We start from the raw sequence: 20,632 nt of genomic DNA, 5'->3' as shown, positions 1-20,632 counted from the left end.
CCAGACCCCCGACGAGGGCTACGGCGGCGGCCACAACAACGACAACTCCGCCGTCTCCGTGTGCGTCGACGACTACGTGGCCGCCGCCGCCAACTGAGCCCGGCTTGCCTCGGTGTGGGTAGGGTCCATCGATGCTCCCCTGCGTGGTGCTCGGCCTGCTGGCCGTTGGCTTGCTCGTGGTGCCGTGGCCCGATGCGGTCGCACGGCTCGCGGCCAAGGAGGGGCCACTCGAACACCTCGGGCACGGGCTCTTGCTGGTGGCGCTCGTGGGATGGGCAGTGGCGGCAGCGCGGGCTCGCGGTGCCGATCGTCGACGGGAGCGTGGCCTGTGCATGGCGCTGGTGGCAACCTGCGCCCTGGTGCTGGGGGAGGAGCTCGACTGGGGCGCCGTATACGGCGTGACTGCGGGCGCGGAGGCTCTACACACCGCGCTGGGCCACCAAAACCTCCACAACGCCTGGCGCGGCGCGAGCTACTTGCTGTTCTCGCTCCCCGTGGTGCTCCTGGTGGGGGTGGTGGGCTGGCGTCGCGGCGATGCCCTCGGTCGGCTACCGCAGCGCCGTGACGCCCTGGGTCTGGGCCTCTTGGGCGTGGCGTCGGTGGTGGGCGCGTGGGGCGGGCCGAGGTGGGAGCCCGTGCTCGACGAGGTGGTCGAGACGATCCTCTACCTGGGTCTTTCCTGGATGGCGCTGCGTCCCGTGGGCTACCCGGCGACCAGTTCGAAGCTCACCAGGCAGCGGGTCCCCATGCCCTCGCCCAGGGTGTAGCGGGGCACGAGGCGGGTGCGGTTGCGCTGGACGAAGGCGGTGGTGAGCATGTCGAGCTGCTGATCGGTCAGCTTGACCCCGGGGCAGCTCGAGCCACCCCAGCGGTACTCGACCAACGAGGTGCTCCCCACCAGGTCGACGGTGAGCGAGCCGTGGAACAGGGAGTGGTCTGCGCTGCCGGGGGTGTTGATCCGAAGCCGCGTGATGCGGCCGACCTTGCCTTCCTCGTCGGCGTGGGCGAGCGCCACGGGGCCGACCAGGGCGAGCGCCAGGGCGGAGGGGAGCACACGAGCCAGGAGCGCACGGGGATGCTTCATCGGACCTCGGGGGCCAAGCTTGGCCAATCCAGGCCCGCGTGTCCTGCGCAAAATCCGTCGGGCTGGGGCCAGTCGACGCCGATGGGCCGTGGTTTTGGTGCGGTTTTTGGGGCGGCTGTGGGCCCGTTGCTAGCCTGAGGGACGAGTCATGAAGGTGGTGTTGCGGACGGGCCTTGGGTGGGTGCTGATGCTGGCGTGTGGCTGTGCAGGCCGCGCCGCCGTGCCCACGACGACGACTCCGGGCGAGGAGCCGGTGCTGCAGCTGCGGCGCGACAACGCGGCGCTGCGGCGGCGGGTTCAGATGCTCGAGGATCGCGTGCTCCATCTCGAGCAGGGCGGAAGCTCACCAGGGGTGATGTCGAGCGGCGGGGCCGCAGGAGGTGGGGACGATCCGGTGGAAGGACACCACACCCTCGCCGATGGCCGCTCGCTGCCGATCGTGCGACTCGCACCGCAGGACCGTCGCGCCGGTTCCCCGCCGGCGTACGAGCCCGACGCGCTCGATCCCGAGCCCACCGAGGGCGGCTACATCGACGATGCCTCCGGTGACGCGGTGGCGTCGCGGAGCTTCCGCCTCGAGGGCACGCGTTTGGTGGACCTGACCCGCGAGAACTCGTCCGCACCCGATCGGCCCGATCGCAGCCCCAAGGGCCGTGCGATCATCTCCGAGTACGAGGCGGCCATGGCGATCTACGAGTCTGGGCAGGTCGAGCGGGCGGAGGCGGCGTTCGCTGCGTTTGCGCGCGAGCACCCCAGGCACGACTATGCCGACAACGCGCTCTACTGGAAGGGCGAGGCGGCATACGACCAGCAGCACTTCGCCGATGCCTTGGCCGCGTTCACCGCGGTGGTCGAGCGCTACCACGGCGGCAACAAGGCCCCCGACGCGCTGCTCAAGATCGGCCTTTGCTATCGCCAGCTCGGCGATGTTCCCAACGCCCGCGACGTGCTCACCGAGCTCATTGCGGCCTACCCGGGCGAGCGCGCCAGCGACATCGCTCGCGTCAAGCTCGCGGAGCTCGAGTCGTGATCATGCGCCGTCCCGTCGCCGTCCTCGTTCCCGTGGTGGTTCCCATCCTCGCCATGGTGGTCCCCCTCTGTGTGGGGGGATCCGCTGGGGCCGAGCCGCCCTCGCGCTCGCCTGCGCTCGATGCCGCCCTCGGGGTGCCGCCGGAGGAGAGCCCGCCGCTGCAGGGGACCATCGATCCCGGGTATGCGGAGCAGAAGGGCACGCGCGCGCCCGACCAGACCTATGGCTCCACTGCGACCACGGTGGGCCCGGACGGCACGCTGATCAACGGTCTGCAGATCACCGATCCCAACGTGCTGCAGGACTACCGCAACGACATCGAGCCGCCGCAGTATCACATCGTCCAGACCGGCGACACGCTGTGGGACATCTCCGAGTACTACTTCCACGATCCATACCTGTGGCCGAAGGTCTGGTCGTGGAACGACCACGTGACCAACGCCCACTGGATCTTCCCGGGCGACCGGATTCGGCTCTACGACCCGTTCGCGCCGCAGTCGCCGGGCACGGGGCGCACCGAGCCGGGGCTTGCGTTCTCCAAGACTCGCACCCCCTCGCGCGTGCACCAAGACCCCGTGCTGCTGACCCAGACCGCGTTCGTGGACGCCGAGCAGTTCGACACCGCGATGACCGTGATCGGTGGTGGTGACGCCAAGGTCATGATGGCGACGCTCGACACGGTCTACCTCGACTACGACAAGGCCAACCCTCCGATCCCGGGGGAGCGCCTGGTGGTCTACGCGCCGCAGGAGAAGGTCTACGACCTCGAGGGCAAGAAGGTGCTGGGGTGGTTGGTCGATGTGATGGGCGACGTGGAGGTCGAGACCATCGCCCGCAACGCCGCCGAGGGCACGGTGTCCAGCGCCGTCAACCCCATCGAGCGCGGCTACAAGGTGGGGCCGCTGCGGCGTCGCTTCACGCGGATCGATCCGGTTCCGGCCGACCGAGCCAACTCGGGGCTGGTGGTGGCGACGCTCAACGACACCGGGCCCATTGCGATCAAGAAGCCCCGACGGCTCCGCAAGGAGAAGGGCAAGGGCGACAACGACGTGCTCGCGGGCGAGGAGCAGTTCGTGATCGTGGACCTCGGCGAGGGCGATGGCGTCGAGGTGGGCAACGTGCTCGAGGTCGTCCGCAAGGGCGACGAGTACACCAAGAAGCGCGACTTCCAGATCCCCTACGAGGACGGCTGGCCGCGTCGGGTGATCGGGGCGCTGCTCGTGGTGCAGGTGCTGCCCGACACCAGCCTCGCGGTCTCGATCTACTCGCGCCGAGAGTTCGAGCGCGGCGATCACGTCGAGCTGCGAGGGCCGGGCCTGGACCGCGACGGCACGCAGGCCGATCCCGGGCCCGCGCCCACCCGTGAGGGCAAGACGCTGGAGACCGAGGGCGCCGTGCAGCGCGGGAACGGCAAGGCCTCGGGGCGGGCTGGGGTAAAGATCGGGCAGTAGTCCACCGCGGGGACCAAAAAAGTCTGCAACGGATCGCACCCGGTGGCCGATGGAAGGCTCGTGCAGACACGAGCCATGACCGCAGGGGCGCTCGGGATCTCCGGGAGCCGCGTCTTTCACCTCGCAGGGCAGCTGCCACCGCCGCCGCGGCTGGCGGTGGTGGGCAGTCGGGCCGCCGAGCGTCGTTTTCGCGAGGCGGTCGGGCCGCTGGTCGAGGCAGCCGGCAACGTGGGGTGGTCGGTGGTCTCGGGAGGAGCGATGGGGATCGACTCCGATGCCCATCGGGCCGCGCTGGCGGCGGGGGTCGCCCAGCTGGTCGTCTTGCCGTGCGGCCCGGACCAGCCGTACCCGCCCCACCATGGGCCGCTGTTCGAGCAAGTGGCCGCCGCGCCTCGCAGCGGCGTGCTGTCGTGCCAGCCACCGGGCACGGTGCCCACGCGGGGGATGTTCGCCAGTCGCAACGCGATCGTGGTGGCGCTGTCGAGGGCGGTGGTGGTGGTGGAGGCTCGGCCGCGGTCGGGCAGCATGATCACGGCTCGGCTCGCGGCCACCAAGGGGCGCGCGCGGGCGGTGGTGGCGGGCTCGGCGGGAGCTGCGGTGCTGGTGGCCGAGGGGGCGCACGCGCTGGCGTGGAGGGGCGAGGCGTTCGCGCTGCGGGCCGCGGCAAGGGATTGGCTGGGCGCGGTGCTGCGCGGGGACACGTTGCCGCCGCCCGAGCCCAAGCCATGGCCCGAGCACCTTCACTGGCTGCGCGAGGCCGTGCTCGCGGCCGGTCCTGCGGGTCTGATGCTCGATGACCTGGCCTCGCCTCGCACCGCCCTGATGGCGCTCGTCGAGGCCGAGGCGCTGGGCCTGGTGGTCGAGCGCGCCGCCGGGCGCTGGGCGCTGGGCGGATGAGCGCCCAGCTGCGGTCCTACCCCTCGCCGAGCTCGGCGAGGAACGCCAGCACGTCCTGGTCCTCGGGCGCCTCGTGGCGGGCCTTGCGAGCCCACAGCACGGCGCGCTGACGGTCCCCGCGGCGGAACGCGATCTTGGCCTGGCGCAGGAACGCCTCGGTCTTCGAGATCGGGCAGTCCTCGAGCACGGTGATGGTGCGCAGGGTCTTGACGGCCAGGTCCCAGTCCTCGAGGGCCTCGGCGAGGTCGGCCAGCTCGGCGGCGGCCTGTCCGTTGCCCTTGTCGGTGCTGAAGGCCTGCTGCAAGAGGTCGATCTGCGCCTGGTGATCGCCACGAGCGCCCGCGATGCGAGCCTTGCGGTGGAGCAGGGCCGACAGCTCGGGGCTGCGGCGGCCGCCCGTGCCCTCGATGGCGCGCTCGAGCGCGACCTCGGCCTCGTCGAGCTCGCCCATGGACATGTGGGCATCGATGAGCAGCACCGCGCTGACCAGATCGTCGGGTGCCAGCTCGATGATCTGCCGGATGAGCGGCATGGCCTGATCGAGCTCGCCCACCTCGAGGTGCAGGTTGGCGGCGCGGCGCAGGATCTCGAGCCTCGCGGCCGGATCCTCGGTCTCCTCGGCCTCCTGGGCCAGGAGCTTGGCCAGCTCGGAGCCCATTGCGGTGGCCTCGTAGACCTCGGCCAGCGCCTGACGGATCCCACGGTGCTCGGGCTGCTTGCGGCGTGCGTGCTCGAGACCGGGGCGCGCGAGCTCGGGGCGTCCGAGCTGCTTGCAGGCATGGGCCAGGGCCAGGCCGGCTTCGGCCTGCTCCTCGCCGTTCTCCACCGCGACCAGCCGAGCGCAGGTCTTGGCGACCACCTCCCAGCGCTCGGCGGCGGTGTCGATCTTGCGCAGCAGCTGCAGCGCGTCCACGTCCTTGCGCTCGCGCTCGGTCCACGCGGCCAGCAGCTCGCGGGCTTCGTCGGCGTGGCCGGCCTGCAGCTGCAGCTCGACCCAGCGCAGGGTCGTGGCCCGCTCCGTGTCGGTGTTGCCGGCCTCGGCCGCGGCCTGGCGCTTGCGATCGATGGCCTCGACCAGGCTCGCCGTGTACGAGTCGTCGATGGTGCGCGCGACCTCGAGGTCCTCGATCATGCCGTCGAGGTCGCCGATGGCTGCACGCAGCTCGGCCCGCTTGACCAGCAAGGGCAGCCGACGCGACGGGTCGTCGCCGGCCTGCTCGAGCTGCTCGCTCACCAGGCTGCCCGCGTCGTCGAGGCGCCCGGCCGCGACCAGCGTGGCCACGAGCTCGGCCGCGAGCTCGGTGTCCTCGGGGGCCAGCGCGCGGGCCTGCTCGAGGGTGCGAATGGCGGCTCCGGGGTTGCCGAGCTGCTCGCGCTGCAGCGCGGCCACCTGTCGCATCACCGCCAGCTTGATCGCGGGGTCCTCCTCGCCCGAGGCCGCCGACAGCAGCATCTTGACCAGCCCCGCGTAGTCGCCCTGCGAGGCGTAGGCCTGCTCGAGGCGCTCGCGCAGCACGGCGTGATCGGGCTTGCGCTGGTAGCCCTTGCGCAGGGCCTGCAGCGCGGCGGCCCCGTCCTCGAGCGCGTTGCGTAGATCGGCCAGCTGCAGCGCGCGCTCGGCCGCGGTGTCGGCGTCCTCGACCTCGATGAGCTGGTCGAGCACGTCACCGCGCTCGGCCATCGCATCCTCGCCGCCCAGATGGGCGAGCAGCGCCCGCAAGAGCGCCGGATCGCGGGGGGCGAATTCCATGGCTCCGCGGTAGACCACCGCGGCCTCGGTCGGGTCGTCCTGCTCGAGCTGCTCGCCCAGGCGCAGGGCACAGGCGGCCACCGACGTGGGCTCGCCACGCCCCTGGGCGTTCATCAGCTGCTGGCGCAGTAGATCGAGCAGCTCCTCGCGGTTGCCGGTGCGCTGCAGGTGCTCGGCCATCAGGCGCTGGGCCTCGATGTGATCGGGATCCTCGAGCAGCACGTCGCGCAGGGTCTGCAGCGCGTCGTCCTGGTGCTCGGACTTCGGCAGCATGCACTCGACCAGCATCAAGCGCAGGGCGTTGCGCTCGGCGGTGTCCTGCAGACCATCGAGGGTCTCGTCGACCAGCCGGTGCAGGCGCTCCACGTCGTCGAGCGTGCGGTAGATGCCAGCCAGCGGCTCCCAGGCCGCGCGGGCGCTGGGATCGCGCTCGAGCAGGCTCTCGTAGAGCTTGGCGGCCAGCGAGGGGTCGCCGTCCTCGGCCATGGCCACCGCGGCCACTTCGTGGCCGAGCTCGAGCAGCTCGGGCAGCGGCGCCGACTCGGACGCCTCGCCGACCCACTTGACCGCTCCGGCCAGATCCCCGCCCTCCAGGCGCCGTCGAGCCAGCCCGAGCAGCGCCCACGACACCCGGGCGGGACCGTCGAGCAGGGCCTCGCCCAGCTCCACCGCGCGCAGCATCAGGGCCTCGGCGCGCTCGCCCTCCTGCTGCTCGAGCGCCAGGGTCACGCCCTCGCGGACGTACTCGGGCGTGGTCTCCGAGTGGGCGGCGCGGCGCTCGATGGCGTGCAGCAGCATGCCCGAGTCGTCGGACTTGCGCGCCACGCTGTCGTAGAGCTCGAGCAGCTCGAGGTTGGGCGGGTGGGTCTCGGATGCTCGTCGCAGGATTCGCGCCGCGCGCTCGGGTCGGGCGTTCTCGGACAGCGCGCGGCGCAGGGTGGCCACGCCCTCCTCGAGCCCGTCCTCGTGGGCGAGGTGGACCTCGGCCATGCGATAGAGCGCATCGGCCCGGGTCTCGCTCTGATCCTCGCCGAGCTCGGCCAACCGCGCGAGCAGGCGGACCTGCTCCTCGGTGTCGCCGCGCGCACCGGCCAGCCGCGCAGAGGCTCGCCACACGTCGACCTCGCGCACCCCGGTGGCCTCGGCCTGGGCGTAGAGCTCGGCCGCGCGATCGAAGTCGCTGCGGCGCTCCATGGCCTCGCCCAGCCGCAGGAGCAGCTCGCAGCGGACGTGCACGTCGGTGTTGCGACGCGCCCGCTCGAGCAGGTCGGCCACGTGGTCGATGTAGCGATCGAGCTGCTCGGTCTGCTCGGCGAGCTCGCGGGCGCGCTGGTGATGCACGGGCGAGCCCGGATCCTGCTCGAGCGCCTCGAGCCGGGCGTCGAGCGCCTTGCCGGGCTCCTCGAGCGGACCGGCGTAGAGGGTGGCGAGATCGGCCAGCACGTCGGCGCGACGGCGGCCGCTGTGCACGTGCTGGAGGCGGGTCTGCAGCACGCGCAGCAGCAGCGCGTTCTCCCCCCGCTCCGACAGCGTCTTCTGCAGCTCGGCGGCCTGGCCGTCGTCGGCCGCGAGCGCCTCGAGGGCCGACTCGACCAGCTCCTCGGCTTGCTCGCTCTGGCCGCGCTCGGAGGCGATCGACGACAGCTCGATGAGCACGGTGGCGGCCCCGATGACCGGGTTGGCCTCCTCGTCGCCGCCGCGGCGCACCTGCAGCAGGAGCGCGCGGTAGGCTCGCTCGGCGCGGTCGAGCTCGCCGGCCTCGCGCGACATCTGGGCCAGCGTGCGCATGATGGTGGGATTGCCCGAGTCCATCTTGGAGGCCAGCTCGAGCTGATCGAGCGCCTCCTTGGCGTCGCCCTGGGCATGGGCCACGCGCGCGAGCTGGAGGTGCACGCCCGCGCGCTCGGCCGAGCGACGGCGGCCGAAGTCCTCGATGAGCTCGGTGAGCAGCTCGTGGGCCTCGGGCAGGCGCCCGGCCACGCGCAGGCCCTCGGCCAGCATGCTGCGAAGCTTGCGATCGTCGGGCGCGAGGGTGTGGGCGCGCTCGAGCACCGGCACCGCCTGCCCCGGCTGATCGAGGCGGTCGTGGTAGATCTCGGCCGCCTCGCGGGCGTAGGCGAGGATGGTCGCGGTGTCGCCCACGTGCTCGGTGGCCACGGTCAGCGCCCGGGCCAGCGGCTCCCACTGCTCGTGCTTGCGGTAGAGGCGCAAGAGCAGCTTGCGAACCTCACCGTTGCGCGGTGCCTCCTCGAATGCGACCTCGAGGGTGGAGATGGCATCGGTGGGGCGCTCGGCCGCGATCTGGGCCCGGGCCAGGCGCAGGCGCACGGCCACCTGCTGGGCCGAGTCGGTGGTCTGCAGGCGCTGCTCGAGCCAGCGCGCCGCCTCGCCGGGCTCCTCCTGGGCCAGGTGCAGGCGCGCGAGGTCGTCGAGGGCCTGGTTGCTCGGGTGCAGCCCGACCACGCGCCGCAGCGCCTCGATGGCGCGCGGGACGTCGCTGAAGTGCTCCTCGACCAGCTTGGCCACGCGGGCCCATAGCCCGGCCGAGCCCTCGATGTTGCCGCCGTCCTGCAGCATCTGGGCTTGCTCGGTGAGCACGTCGGCGAGCGCGGCAAAGCGTCCCTTGTCCGTGAGCACGTCGACCAGCGCCTCGATCGACGCGGCGTGGCCGGGGACGTCGGCGAGGTTCTCGCGCAGCGACTCCACGCGGCCGCCCTGTCGCTCGAGCTTGCCGGCGAGATCGGACAGCAGGAGGCGCAGCTCGAGGCGACGGCCGGCGTCGTCGGTGAGCTCGAGCTCGCGGCGGCGCAGCGTGGTCAGCTCGAGCACGCGGCCCTCCTCCTCGCACAGCGTGGCGGCCTCGAGCGTGAGCGTCAGGTCGTCGCGACGCTCCTCGAGCACGCGCAGCAGCAGCTCGATCGCGCGGGCGTTGTCACCCTGCTCGGCCGACAGCCGCGCCGCCCGGACGCGGAGATCCTGGTTGACGTCGGCTGCGAACGGAAGCTGCGTGGCGCCGAGCAGCAGCCCGATGGCGCCGTCCTTGTCGTCGTCCTCGAGCATCGCGTCGATGAGCTCGTCGCGGGCCCATGCGGCGGTGGCCTCGGGCTGGTGGGTGCCCGCGACCTGCTCGCCGCGGGAGAACAGGCGCGCGGCCTTGCGGTAGAGCTGGGCCACGATGTCGCGGGTGGCATCGGGGTCGAGGGTCCCCTGCGACTCGGCCTGGAGCGCGACCTGGGCGGCCTCGCGCAGCGGATCGAGGTTGCGATCGGTCAGCTCGTCGAGCTGCAGCAGGGTGGACACCAGCTCGGGGGAGGGGTGTCGGCGCTGCAGCTCGGCCAAGAGCGCCAGTGTGTCCTGGTGGCGCGGGTCGTGCCGTACGGCCCGCTGGGCGGCAGCCTCGGCCGCGTCGAGGTCGCCCACGTGATCGCGGTACCAGCGGGCGACCGTGGCCTCGAACGCACGCGCCATGTCGGCGGGCAGCTCGATGTCGGCGATCGCCTCGACCAGACCTCCCGCCACCTTGGCCCATGCATCCTGGACCGCGGCGCGCCCGGCCAGATCGGCCAGCGTTTCCTCGTCGAGCACCCCGCGGACCTTGGACAGCCGCACCACGCCGCGCGCGGCGGGACCCCAGCCGTCGGACGCCGCGGCCACGCGGATCACGGCGCGCTGGATCACCAGCGACTCCGGATCGAATTCCGACGCGGCGCCGTAGGCTCGGGTGGCCCCCTCGTGATCGTCGAGGCGCTCGCGCAGCTCGCCCTCGCGGCGGTAGAGGTGCGCGGCGCGAGCCGGGCTGGGCCCGCTCTCCTCCACGGCACGGCGATGGGCATCGGCCACTCCGGCCCAGTCCTGGGTCTGCTCGGCCAGCCGCATCAGCTCGTGCTCGAGGCCCGTGTCGGAGGGATCGAGCACCAGCGCGCGCGCGATGGCGGCCTGCGCCGCGGACGAGTCGGCGCTGCGGTTCTCGTAGAGCGCCGCCGCCTCGCGCAGCACCTCCACCGCCGAGCGCGGGTTCTGCCCTCCCGCCACGCGCACCTCGATGAGGTCGAGCAGCAGCTGCCAGTCGTCGGTGATGCGATAGGCGCGAGCGAGCAGCTCGGCCGCTTGGCCGGCGCACGCATCGTCGGACAAGAGCGCCTGCAGTCCCGCGCGGGCCTGAGCATCGCTCGGATCCACCCCCAGCGCCTCGCCGTAGAAGCGCACGGCCTGCTGCGGCTGGTGCAGCTGGTCGCGGTGCACGTCGCCGAGGCGGGCCAGCAGGCGCGCCGAGCCCAGGCGGCCGCGCTGGGCCGACTGCTCGATGATCTCGGCCAGCTCGGGGAACCGCCCCGCGTGGCTCATCAGCCGATCGAGCGCGGCCACCACGTCCTGCGCGTCGCCGAAGCGCTCGCGGATGTGCAGCCACGTGTCGATGGCGTCGCCGATCGCCTCGAGCCGCTGCTCGTGCACCTCGGCCACCCGCACCAGGTCGGCGCGGCTCTGCTGGGCCAGCGGCACGGCGGCCGCGCGGCGACGCAGCGCCTCCACCAAGGGGGCCCAGCGCTCGTGCTTCTCGAGCAGGGTCACGGTGGCGTCGAGGGCCTCGAGGTCGCTGGCATCCGACTCGAGCCGGGCTTGCCAGGCCTGCAGCGCGCGGTCGGGATCGCCGAGCTCGTCGGCGAGGCGCCCCGCGTCTCCGAGCACCGAGCGCCGCACCGACGAGGCGCGCTCGAGCGTGGCGAGCCGCTCGAGCACGGCCAGGCGCTCGGCGGAGCGACCGCTGTGGGCCAGCAGCTCGTCGAGGCGGTGGGCGGCCGAGAGCGCCAGCGAGGGGTCCGCCTCCGCGAGCGACAGCACGCGATCGTAGAGCCCGATGGCCCGGTCCGCGTCCGAGAGCGCCTCTTGCACGAGATCGGCGGCCTCGAGCAGCAAGGAGATCCGCTGCCCGTCCTCGGGCGCGGCCTCGGCCGCCGCGACGAGCGCATCCGCTTGCAGGCCGTGCAGCCCCGAGCGACGGGCGAGCTGGCGCAGCTGCTTGCGCGCGTCGGTGTCGGCGGGCGAGTTGGCCAGCAGCGCGGCGTAGTGCCCCATGGCCTGCTCGTCGCGACCCAGGATCGCCAGGCGCACGCCGGCCTCGCGATACAGGGCGGTGCGCTCGGCCGCGTCGGCGAACGTCACCGCGCGCTCGAGCACGCCCACGAAGTCGCGCCCGCGGTCGACCGCGTCGTAGTTGGTGCGAAGCAGGGTCAGGGCGGCCAGGCGCACGTCGGCCGGCGCCCCCTCGAAGTCGAGGATCCGCTCGAGCTGGGCGCACCCCTCGGCGTGGCCGGCCGACTCGTCGAGCAGCGCGCGGATCTCCTCCAGGGCGGGTCCGGCCGACTCGAGGTGCTCGAGGTAGACGGCGGCGATCCGCACCCGGGTGGAGCGCCCCTCGTCGACGGGCAGCCGCGGGATCTGGGCCTGCCACAGCTCGATGAGGTCCTTCCAGCGGCGCTGGCGCTCGAGCAGGCGCTCGATCGACGAGGCCAGCTTGACGTTGCTCGGGTCGAGCGCCAGCAGGGCTTGCATGTAGTCGACCGCGCGCTCGGGCGCGTCGGCGAAGTCCTTGGCCACGTGGGCCGCGTCGTCGAGCAGCTTCTTGCGACGATCGGGCTCGCGAGTGGTCTCGAGCGTGCGGTCGTAGAGTCCCAGCAGGTCCGACCAGCGCTCGGCCACCGTGAGCACCACGGTGAGGCGTTCGAAGGCCCACTCCGCCTCGGGATCGGTGGCGATGATCTTCGACAGCAGCTCGTTCATCGCCTCCGGGTTGTCGCCGAACCACTCGTCGTGGAACTTGACCGCGCGCTTGGACAGGCGCGTGCGCTGCTCGGCGGGGAGCTTGCCGCCGAGCAGCGACGTGTAGAGCTCCGCCACCTCGTCGGGCCGCTGCAGCTTGTCGGCGAGCTCTTCGAGGTGATCCCACGCATCCTCGCTGTCGGGCGCCGTCTTGGCCGCCCGAAGGGCCGCTGCGAACGACTGCTCCAGCCCCGAGGAATCCGCGCTGCCGCGCCGCTTGCTGCCGTCCGACTTCTCGCCCTTTGCCATGCTCGGCGTCTCCCTCTTCCCCCCGCCGCCGCGCGCCACGGTCGGTCGGAGGGGTTGGGACTATACCAGCGCTGGCGTGCACGACGCCGCGCGGATCGACACCACGACGCACGGGCTGCGCGGGTGAGCATGAACGGCCGTGTGCGACGGCGGTGAAGGGGCGTGGAGCGGCCTTGGGCGCTGGGTTGGTGGGTGGGTTGACAGACGGTCGGGGGGCATGGCCGGGAACGGGCGGCGCCTCGGGTCTCCGGCGCCGACTGGGCTCGACGACGTCACCGTCCGTGGCCGTTGCCGGCCGTCGCTCCACTGCCCATCGCGGCCAGCCAGCTCACCATCGCATCGGCCAGGCCCGGGATCACGGCCGCCGGATCGTGCCCCCGCGTCTTGCGAACCGCGAACGAGTGATCCGCGTCCTCCACCACGTGCAGGTGAGCACGCGAGCCGAGCCCTCGTACCACCTCGGTGATCGAGGGCAGCGGCGCGAGCGGGTCGCGGGTGCCCTGCAGGAACAGCATGGGCACCGAGACCTCCGCGAGGTGAGCGGCGCGCGTCGTGCTGGGCTCCTTGGCCGGATGCAGCGGAAACCCCAGGAACACCACCCCGCGCACCCCGGGCAGCTCGCCCGCCGCGGCCGCCTGCGAGGTCATGCGCCCGCCCATCGACTTGCCGCCGGCGAGCACCGGCAGCCCCTCCGCCCGTCGCAGGCCCTCGGCCACCACGGCCCGCACCGTCGCGTGCAGCCGGGCGGGGGGATCGGGCCGCTTGTGGCCGCGCTCGGTGTACGGGAACTGGTAGCGCAGCACCGCCACCCTCCGCTCCACCAGTGCCCCCGCGATCTCCACCATGAACCGATGATGCATGTCCGCGCCCGCCCCGTGGGCCAGCACCACCAGCGCGAACGCGTCCGGCGGCCGCTGCAGCACGGCCGAGACCTCGCCCGTGCTCTTGCCCACCGCCACGCGCAGCGGCTCCTCGGCAACGCTCATGCGCGGCAGCCTACCGCAGTCTGTGCTCGAGCCGCTGCAGCACCGTGCGCAGGTCGGGTCGTCCCTCCAGCACTGGCCGCAGCGGGTCGGCGGGCAGCGAGCGCATCCGATCCGGCACGTTCGCGATCGTCAGCGCCTGGTGATCGAGCGTGGGCACGACCTCGTCCCAGTGCAGCGGCGTGGAGACCGGCGCTCCCGGCTTGGGCCGCACCGAGAACGGCGACACCAGCAGCCGCCCGTGTCCGTTCTGCACGTAGTCGATGTACACGCGTCCCTCGCGGGCCCGCTTGCTGCGCTCGGCGGTGGCGATGGCGGGCAGCTCGGCTGCGACCACGCGCCCGAGCACGTGCGCGAGGGTGCGGCACTGCTCGAACGTGCACTGGCCCCCCAGCGGCACCAGCACGTGCAATCCGGTCGATCCGCTGGTCTTGCAGTAGTTCGGCAGCCCCACCTCGTCGCACAGCGCATGGATTCGCCGCGCGATGCGGACCACGTGCTCGAACGGGGCCCCCTTGGGGTCGAGATCGAGGATGCACCAGTCGGGGTGGGGGAGGTCGGCGAGCCGGCTGCCCCACACGTGCAGCGGGATCGTGGCCAGGTTCGCCACGTAGGCCAGGCTGTCGACGTCGTTGCACACGAAGTACTCGACCTCGCGGCCCTCGTGCTCGGACCACATCACTTGGGTCTTGATCCAGTCGGGCACGAACGGCGGGGCGTTCTTCTGGAAGAACCACTTGCCCTCGATCCCGTCGGGATAGCGGGTCAGCACCAGCGGTCGATCTCGCAGATAGGGCAGCAGCCACGGGGAGATCTCGCGGTAGTAGTCGACCAGATCCTGCTTGGTGTAGCCCGCGTCGGGCCAGAACACCTTGTCGGGGTTGGAGATGACCACGCGCGGGTCCGGGGGCGGGACCTCGTGGGCGTCGAGGGGCTCGTCGACGGGCTCGGGCACCGCTCCGGGCTCGGGCGCCGGCCCCGGCTCGGGCGCTGGCCCTTGCTCGTCCGCAGTCACCGGCTCGTCGGGCAGCCGGCAGTCCTGCGGGCGCTTGTCCTCCCGCATGCGCACGAACACCGGCAGCCGCAGCAGATCGTCCTCGGTCCGCTGTCGAAAGCGGACCTCGCAGCAGAGCCGCGGCTCCACCCACGTGTCGGGACGGCCGCTGCCCACCGTGATGACGCACGGGGGCTCGTCGGTGCGCAGCGGCTCGAGCCGTGCCCGCAGCGTGGCGAGCAACGCATCGGACAGCCCCGTGCCCACGCGCCCGCAGTACTGGAGCACCTCGCCGCGATGCGCGGCCAGGTGCAGCGCACCCATTCCCGTCCGCGTACCCTCGGGCGCCGTGTAGCCGATGATCACGAAGTCGTCGGTCCTCTCGATGCGCACGCGCGACCAATCGGCGCTGCGCCGTCCAACGTAGGGAGCATCGGCGCGCTTGCCCACCATGCCCTCGAGCTGCAGCCGGCGCACCTGTTCGAACAGCGCCTCGCCGCGCTCGGGAATGTGATCGGCCAGGCGCAGCGCCCCCACCGGCGGCAGCAGCTCGCGCAGCAGCTCCTTGCGGAGCAGCAGCGGCAGCGAGCGCAGGTCGAAGCCCTCGAGCGCCAGCAGATCGAACGCATAGAACGTGACCGGGTGCTCGCGCATGGCCTGGGCCACGTCGTGACGTCGCAGCAGCAAGGCGCGCTTTTGCAGGCGCTGGAAATTCGGGCGTGCGTCGTCGTCGAGCACCACCACCTCGCCGTCGAGCACCACGTCCTCGAACGGCAGGGCGGCCACCGCTCGCGCGATCTCGGGGAACGCATGCGTGGCCACCACCCCGCTGCGGTAGCGCAGCAGCGCCTGCGACGGGCCGGTGCGGGCGGCGAGCAAGCGATAGCCGTCGTACTTGAGCTCGAACACCCAGCCCGGCCGCGAGAACGGCTCTTGCACCGTCTCGCACAGCATCAGGGGCACGGTGCTCGGATCCACCACGCCCCGTGGAGCCTCGAGGGCGCCAAGGCGCGCCCGCATGGTGGCCGCTCGCTCGCTGCCGCGGCACAGCTCGTCGACCGTCAGCCCCGAGAGGATCGAGCGATCCTCGAGGCTCGGAGCGGGGCTCGATGTCGTGGCCGCCTCGTCCGGCTTCTTGATGAGCAGCCACTCGTTGTTGCCCGACTTGCCCGACGAGCCGCGACCCGCCGTGCCCTTGGTGCGGACCAGCGTCCACACCCCGCGCAGCCGGTGGCCGCGCAGCTCGAACAGCAGCTTGCCCTTGGCAAAGCCCTCGGCGATCGGCTCGCGCGGCAGCCAGACCCCGCGATCCCACACGATCATCCCCCCCGCGCCGTAGTTGCCGTCGGGGATGATGCCCTCGAAGTCGACGTACTCGAGCGGATGATCCTCGGTGAGCACGGCCAGCCGCTTGACGGCCGGATCGAACGAGGGCCCCCGCGGCACGGCCCACGACCGCAGCACCCCATCGATCTCCAGGCGCAGATCCCAGTGCAGGCGCCGCGCCGCGTGCATCTGCACCACGTAGAGCCGTGCGGCCTCGCCCGTCGCTCCGGGCCCCTCGGGCGGCACCGCGTACCCGAGGGGCTCGCCGGTGCGGTCCCCCGACCGCTTGGCGCGGTACGTGGCCAGCGGAGACGCGTCGGGGGAGCGAGCCGGAGGGCGGTCGTCGGGATCGGCCATGGCGTGGGCGCCGGGCTCCGCCACCCGGCCTCGGCGGGCGTGCGGGGGCCGCGAAAGTGGCGAGGCAATCGCCTCGGGACATACTATCCCCCTCATGCCGGCCCGTGCCATCGCCTCGGGGACGATCGCCTTCGGGCTGGTCTCGATCCCGGTCAAGCTGTTCCCGTCGGCGTCGCCGTCCGACGCGCTGCGCTTCAACAACCTGCACCGCGAGTGCGGCGGCCGGGTGAAGTACCAGTACTGGTGCCCCAAGGACGAGAAGGTCCTCACCCGCGGCGAGATGATCAAGGGCTACGAGTTCGCCAAGGGGCAGTACGTCACCTTCGAGGCCGACGAGCTCGAGGCGGTGGCCGAGCGCACCAGCGGCGGCATCGACATCACGGAGTTCCTGCCCGAGACGGCCGTCGATCCGATCTACTACGACAAGGCCTACTACCTCGCGCCCGATCACGGCGCGGGGCGGGCCTATCACCTGCTGGCGGCCGCGCTGCGGCAGACGGGGCTGTCGGCGCTCGCCCGCTACGCCGCGCGCGGCAAGCAGTACCTGGTGCTCATCCGACCCATTGCCCAGGGGCTGGTGATGCAGCAGCTCCACTATCCGGCCGAGATCCGACCCGTGGCCGACGTGGGCATCGAGACCTCCGAGGTCAAGGAGGCCGAGCTGCAGCTCGCCGTTGCGCTCATCCGCCAAGGTGCGGTCAAGACCTTCGCTCCCACCAAGTACAGCGACGAGGTTCGTGAGCGGGTCGAGGCGCTCATCGCCAAGAAGGTCGAGGGCGAGGAGATCACCGCGCCCGTGCCCTCCGCTCGCGCCCAGGTCATCGATCTCATGGCTGCCCTCAAGGAGAGCTTGGGGGTCGGCGCAGACGGGGCGGAGCTGGCCGAGCCGCCGTCGGCGGACGAGCAGGGGCAGGGCGCACCCAGGGAAGCCTCGGGCGGACGCACCGGTGGCTGATCGCGCGGTCGGTAGTCATGGCCACGCGGTTTGCACCGCCGCAGCCGGCCCGGATCCCTTCTTATATTGGCTCCGATGCGCGATCGAGCGCCGAAGGTGAGAGTTCCTCCCCGATCGACACCCCAATCTAGGGGATTCTCCTAGCCTCGACGGGGTCATGTTCGATGCCGCGTCTCGGTGGCCTCGCACGACCGCTCGGGTCCGGCACCAAGGCGTCGATCCACGAGCCGATGGGCCGCGCGCCATCGCCCCGCATCGCTTCCGCCCGCGGCCGGGCCGGCTCGGGGTCGGACGGATCACCCGCTGAGGGGCCCTAGGTAGGACACCCCAGGCCCCTCGGAGGCTGCCGAGAGGCGCGCGTGCAATGCCGCTTTCAGGGTAGTATTACGGCTCGAACGATGGTCGCTGAAGCCCGGGCAGACACTTCCATCCGCACGCTGCTGGTGGAGGACGATCCTCTCCAGCGCGACGCCTTGCAAAACGGCTTGCGCCGCCTCGGCCTCGACGTCACGGCCGTCCCCGACGCCAACGCGGGGCTCGTGGCCCATCTTCGCCAACCCTTCGAGCTGCTGGTCATCGACATGGTGCTGCCGGGGATGGACGGGCTCAAGCTCTGCGCCAAGGTCCGATCGATCCGTGGGGGCGAACACCCCTACATCCTCATGATTACCGGCCGCGGGGGCACCCGGGACCTCACCAAGGTCCTCGACGCCGGGGCCGACGACTTCCTCGTCAAGCCCATCGAGGAGAGCTTGCTGCTCACGCGCGTTCGCATCGCCGAGCGCCACCTGGCCAACAGTGCCCGCCACCGTCAGGCCCGCGAGGCGCTCGCGCGCTCCGAGGTCGACTTCCGTCGGGTGATCGAGCGCGCTCCGCTGGGCATCATCGCGTACTGCGACGAGCGCATCGTCTACGTCAACGCCGCCGCCGTGCGATCGCTGGGCCACGAGCGCAGCAGCCTGCTCGGAACTCCGTTGCTCGACCTCGTGCCCCGTCGCCACCGCGAGGCCACGCGCAAGCGCATGGAGCGGTTCGAACGCACCGACGTCCCGCCGCCGCCCATCGAGTCCGAATTCCTGCGTCGCGACGGCAGTCGCATGACCACGTGGGTGATTCCCATGACCCGCGCCATGTTCGACGGCGCGCGGGCCAGCTTCCTGATGTTCGAGGACATCACCGATCGCAAGGCGGCCGAGCGAGAGCTGCGCCTGACCCAGTTCGCGATCGATCACGCCGCCGACCCGGCGTTCTGGATCAACCGCACGGGGCGGGTCTGCTACGTCAATCACGCCGCCTGTGCCGCGCTGGGCTATCCGCGGGCGCGGCTGCTGACCATGGACGTCACCGACATCGATCCATCGCTGCAAAAGCACCAGCTCGGCTGGGCTGCGATCGGGGCCTCGGGCACGCGCAAGGTCGAGTCGCACTTCAAGGCCAGCGACGGCCGCATGTTCCCCGTCGAGATCTCGACGAACGTGCTGCGCTTCGACGGTGAGGAGTATCTCGTGGCCTTTGCTCGCGACCTCACCGAGCGCAAGCGCATGCAGGCGAGCCTGCAGAAGGCCGATCGGCTCGCCTCGGTGGGCAGCCTCGCGGCCGGGGTGGCGCACGAGATCAACAACCCCCTGGCCTACGTGCTCGCCAACCTCGAGCTGCTCGGCGAGGACCTCGGTCAGCTCAAGCTCCCCGACGGCAGCGGCTTCGATCAGACGATCCAGCGCACGCTGCAGGAGGCGGCCGAGGGAGCCAATCGCGTGCGTCGCATCGTTCGCGACCTGCGTAGCTTCGCGCGCGCCGACGAGGAGGCGCTGCAGTCGGTCGACATCCACGAGGTGATCGACGCGGCCATCGACATCGCCGACAACGAGATCCGGCACCGCGCCCGGCTGGAGAAGGACTACGGCGAGGTCCCGGCCGTGCGCGGCGCCCCGGGGCGCCTGACCCAGGTGTTCCTCAACCTGCTGGTCAACGCCGCACACGCCATCCCCGAGGAGGCCTACGGCGATCAGTTCATTCGCGTCAGCACCCGGGCCGAGAAGGGCAACGTCTACATCGACATCAGCGACACGGGCTCGGGCATTCCCGACGACATCATCGATCGGATCTTCGATCCGTTCTTCACCACCAAGGCCCAGGGCATGGGCACGGGCCTCGGCCTGTCGATCTGCCACGGCATCGTCACGGGCCTGGGCGGCGAGATCAAGGTGCAGAGCCGCATGGGCGAGGGCTCGACGTTCTCGGTCATGCTGCCCGCGTCCGACGTGCCCGTGCTGCGGCGCCGCGATCCCTCGCGTCCCCACGAGGTCGCGGTGGCGCAGCCCATGCGGATCCTCGTGGTCGACGACGAGCCCTCGATCGGGGCCGGCATCAAGCGCGCGCTGGGTGGTCACACCGTCGAGGTCGCGGGCAGCGGTCGCGAGGCCATCGATGCGTGCGAGGCCAACGAGTTCGACCTGGTGCTGTGCGACGTGATGATGCCCGACGTCTCGGGCATGGACGTGTACTCGCACATCAGCGAGACGCGGCCCGACTACGGCAAGCGCTTCGTGTTCATGACTGGCGGCGCCTTCACGCCCAAGGCGCGCGAGTTCCTCGAGTCGGTGGCCAACGAGCACATCGAGAAGCCGTTCTCGATCCGGGAGCTGCGGACGTTGGTGTCCAAGCGGGCGGCTGTCTGAGCCCCCCGCGACCGGCTTGGAGCTGGCGGTACAGCCAGCTTGCCCCCCAGAGGGGGGCGTAATTGGTGGGCGATCGTGGCGTTGGTGGACGTTCGCCCCGCGACCGGCTTGGAGCTGGCGGTACAGCCAGCTTGCCCCCCAGAGGGGGGCATAGTTGGTGGGCGACCGTTGCATTGGTTGACGTTCGCCCCGCGACCGGCTTGGAGCTGGCGGTACAGCCAGCTTGCCCCCCAGAGGGGGGCATAGTTGGTGGGCGACCGTGGCGTTGGTTGACGTTCGCCCCGCGACCGGCTTGGAGCTGGCGGTACAGCCAGCTTGCCCAGAGGGGGGCATGGTTGGTGGGCGACCGTGGCGTTGGTTGACGTTCGCCCCGCGACTGGCTTGGACCTGGCGGTGCGGTCAGCTTGCCCCAAAGGGGGCAATGATTGGGCGGAGTCCACGCGAGCGGTCTCGTCATTTTTTCTGGACGGCTTGCGAAAGTGCGCGAGACGTGAGATCCACCGCGAGAAGCTCGCTTTCGCTACACTGCGAGCGTCTGCCATGCCTTTCGCACTCTGCGCAGCGCGGGGTCAGGTGACTCCCGAGTTCATCGCCAACCGGCTCGGCGTGCTCCCATGATCGACATCGCATACGCGTCACCTCGGCTGGCGATCGCGATGATCGAGGACATCCACATCGCGGTGCACGGCCAAGACAACCCCAGCGACAAGGACTGGGACGCCTACCTGGACTCGATTCGCAAGATGTGGTCCAGGCACGATCAGGTGCGTGGCCTCGTGTACACCCTGGGCGGCAATCCGAGCGGGGCTCAGCGTAGCCAGCTCAACAAGATCAATGACGGGCTCAAGCCCTGGGTGTCGGTCATGGTCGAGTCGCGGATCGCTCGGGGAGCGGTTACGGCGCTTTCCTGGTTCAATCCGCGCATCAAGGCGTTCGCCCCCGACAACCTCGACGACGCGATGGCGCACCTCGACATCACGGGGCCCCACGCCAAGCGCGTTCGGACGGCGCTCGAGCACCTCGAGAAGGCGCTCCAGGACGCCAAGGACTAGGCCGCGTCG

11 protein-coding genes are annotated in these 20,632 nt (G+C 71.5%); 7 read left to right on the top strand and 4 right to left on the bottom strand.

All coding sequences use genetic code 11. The features are described from left to right. Positions 1-131: 131 nt before the first annotated feature. Positions 132-767 (top strand): hypothetical protein, encoded by a 636-nt coding sequence (locus tag OEB96_RS10795; protein ID WP_266215465.1) that lies wholly within the window; start codon positions 132-134, stop codon positions 765-767. Here the strand turns inward: OEB96_RS10795 and OEB96_RS10790 are convergent. Then, positions 704-1,084: a hypothetical protein gene (locus tag OEB96_RS10790; protein WP_266215464.1), complete on the bottom strand. Its 381-nt coding sequence runs from the start codon at positions 1,082-1,084 to the stop codon at positions 704-706. The genes OEB96_RS10795 and OEB96_RS10790 overlap by 64 nt on opposite strands. A gap of 148 nt (positions 1,085-1,232) precedes the next feature. Here OEB96_RS10790 and ybgF point away from each other — a divergent pair, with 148 nt between their 5' ends. From ybgF to OEB96_RS10775, 3 genes are read left to right on the top strand one after another with little or no spacing between them, the layout of a single operon-like run. Beyond that, entirely contained in the window at positions 1,233-2,114 is an 882-nt protein-coding gene (gene ybgF, locus OEB96_RS10785; protein WP_266215463.1) for a tol-pal system protein YbgF, read from the top strand. A 2-nt stretch (positions 2,115-2,116) separates the two neighbouring features. After that, a complete protein-coding gene (locus OEB96_RS10780; RefSeq protein ID WP_266215462.1) occupies positions 2,117-3,565 on the top strand; it encodes a LysM peptidoglycan-binding domain-containing protein in 1,449 nt (482 codons plus the stop codon). Positions 3,566-3,625: 60 nt separating this feature from the next. Further along, positions 3,626-4,462: a DNA-processing protein DprA gene (locus tag OEB96_RS10775; RefSeq protein ID WP_266215461.1), complete on the top strand. Its 837-nt coding sequence runs from the start codon at positions 3,626-3,628 to the stop codon at positions 4,460-4,462. A gap of 16 nt (positions 4,463-4,478) precedes the next feature. On the opposite strand, the gene OEB96_RS10770 is transcribed toward OEB96_RS10775, so the two are convergent. From OEB96_RS10770 to ligD, 3 genes are all read right to left on the bottom strand, one after another. Further along, on the bottom strand, positions 4,479-12,278 hold the full coding sequence (locus tag OEB96_RS10770; RefSeq protein ID WP_266215460.1) for a tetratricopeptide repeat protein: 7,800 nt from the start codon (positions 12,276-12,278) through the stop codon (positions 4,479-4,481). A gap of 272 nt (positions 12,279-12,550) precedes the next feature. Then, positions 12,551-13,264, bottom strand: coding sequence for an alpha/beta hydrolase family protein (locus tag OEB96_RS10765; RefSeq protein ID WP_266215459.1), 714 nt, complete (start codon positions 13,262-13,264; stop codon positions 12,551-12,553). A gap of 10 nt (positions 13,265-13,274) precedes the next feature. Then, positions 13,275-15,938, bottom strand: a complete 2,664-nt coding sequence (ligD, locus tag OEB96_RS10760; protein ID WP_266215457.1) for a DNA ligase D — start codon at positions 15,936-15,938, stop codon at positions 13,275-13,277. A 94-nt stretch (positions 15,939-16,032) separates the two neighbouring features. On the opposite strand from ligD, the gene ku reads away from it, so the two are divergent. The 3 genes from ku to OEB96_RS10745 all read left to right on the top strand — a co-directional run bounded on the left by ku (position 16,033) and on the right by OEB96_RS10745 (position 20,623). Beyond that, positions 16,033-16,893, top strand: coding sequence for a non-homologous end joining protein Ku (gene ku / locus OEB96_RS10755; RefSeq protein ID WP_266215456.1), 861 nt, complete (start codon positions 16,033-16,035; stop codon positions 16,891-16,893). Positions 16,894-17,291: 398 nt separating this feature from the next. Further along, positions 17,292-19,571: a hybrid sensor histidine kinase/response regulator gene (locus OEB96_RS10750; RefSeq protein ID WP_266215455.1), complete on the top strand. Its 2,280-nt coding sequence runs from the start codon at positions 17,292-17,294 to the stop codon at positions 19,569-19,571. Positions 19,572-20,185: 614 nt separating this feature from the next. Beyond that, the gene (locus OEB96_RS10745; protein WP_266215454.1) at positions 20,186-20,623 is read left to right on the top strand and encodes a hypothetical protein; all 438 of its coding nucleotides are present in this window, start codon (positions 20,186-20,188) and stop codon (positions 20,621-20,623) included. Positions 20,624-20,632: the final 9 nt, after the last annotated feature.

This window comes from Paraliomyxa miuraensis (assembly GCF_026337845.1).
Lineage (GTDB): Bacteria > Myxococcota_A > Polyangia > Nannocystales > Nannocystaceae > Paraliomyxa > Paraliomyxa miuraensis.
Note: the sequence above shows the minus strand (reverse complement) of the source record. Positions and strands in the feature narration are given on the sequence as shown.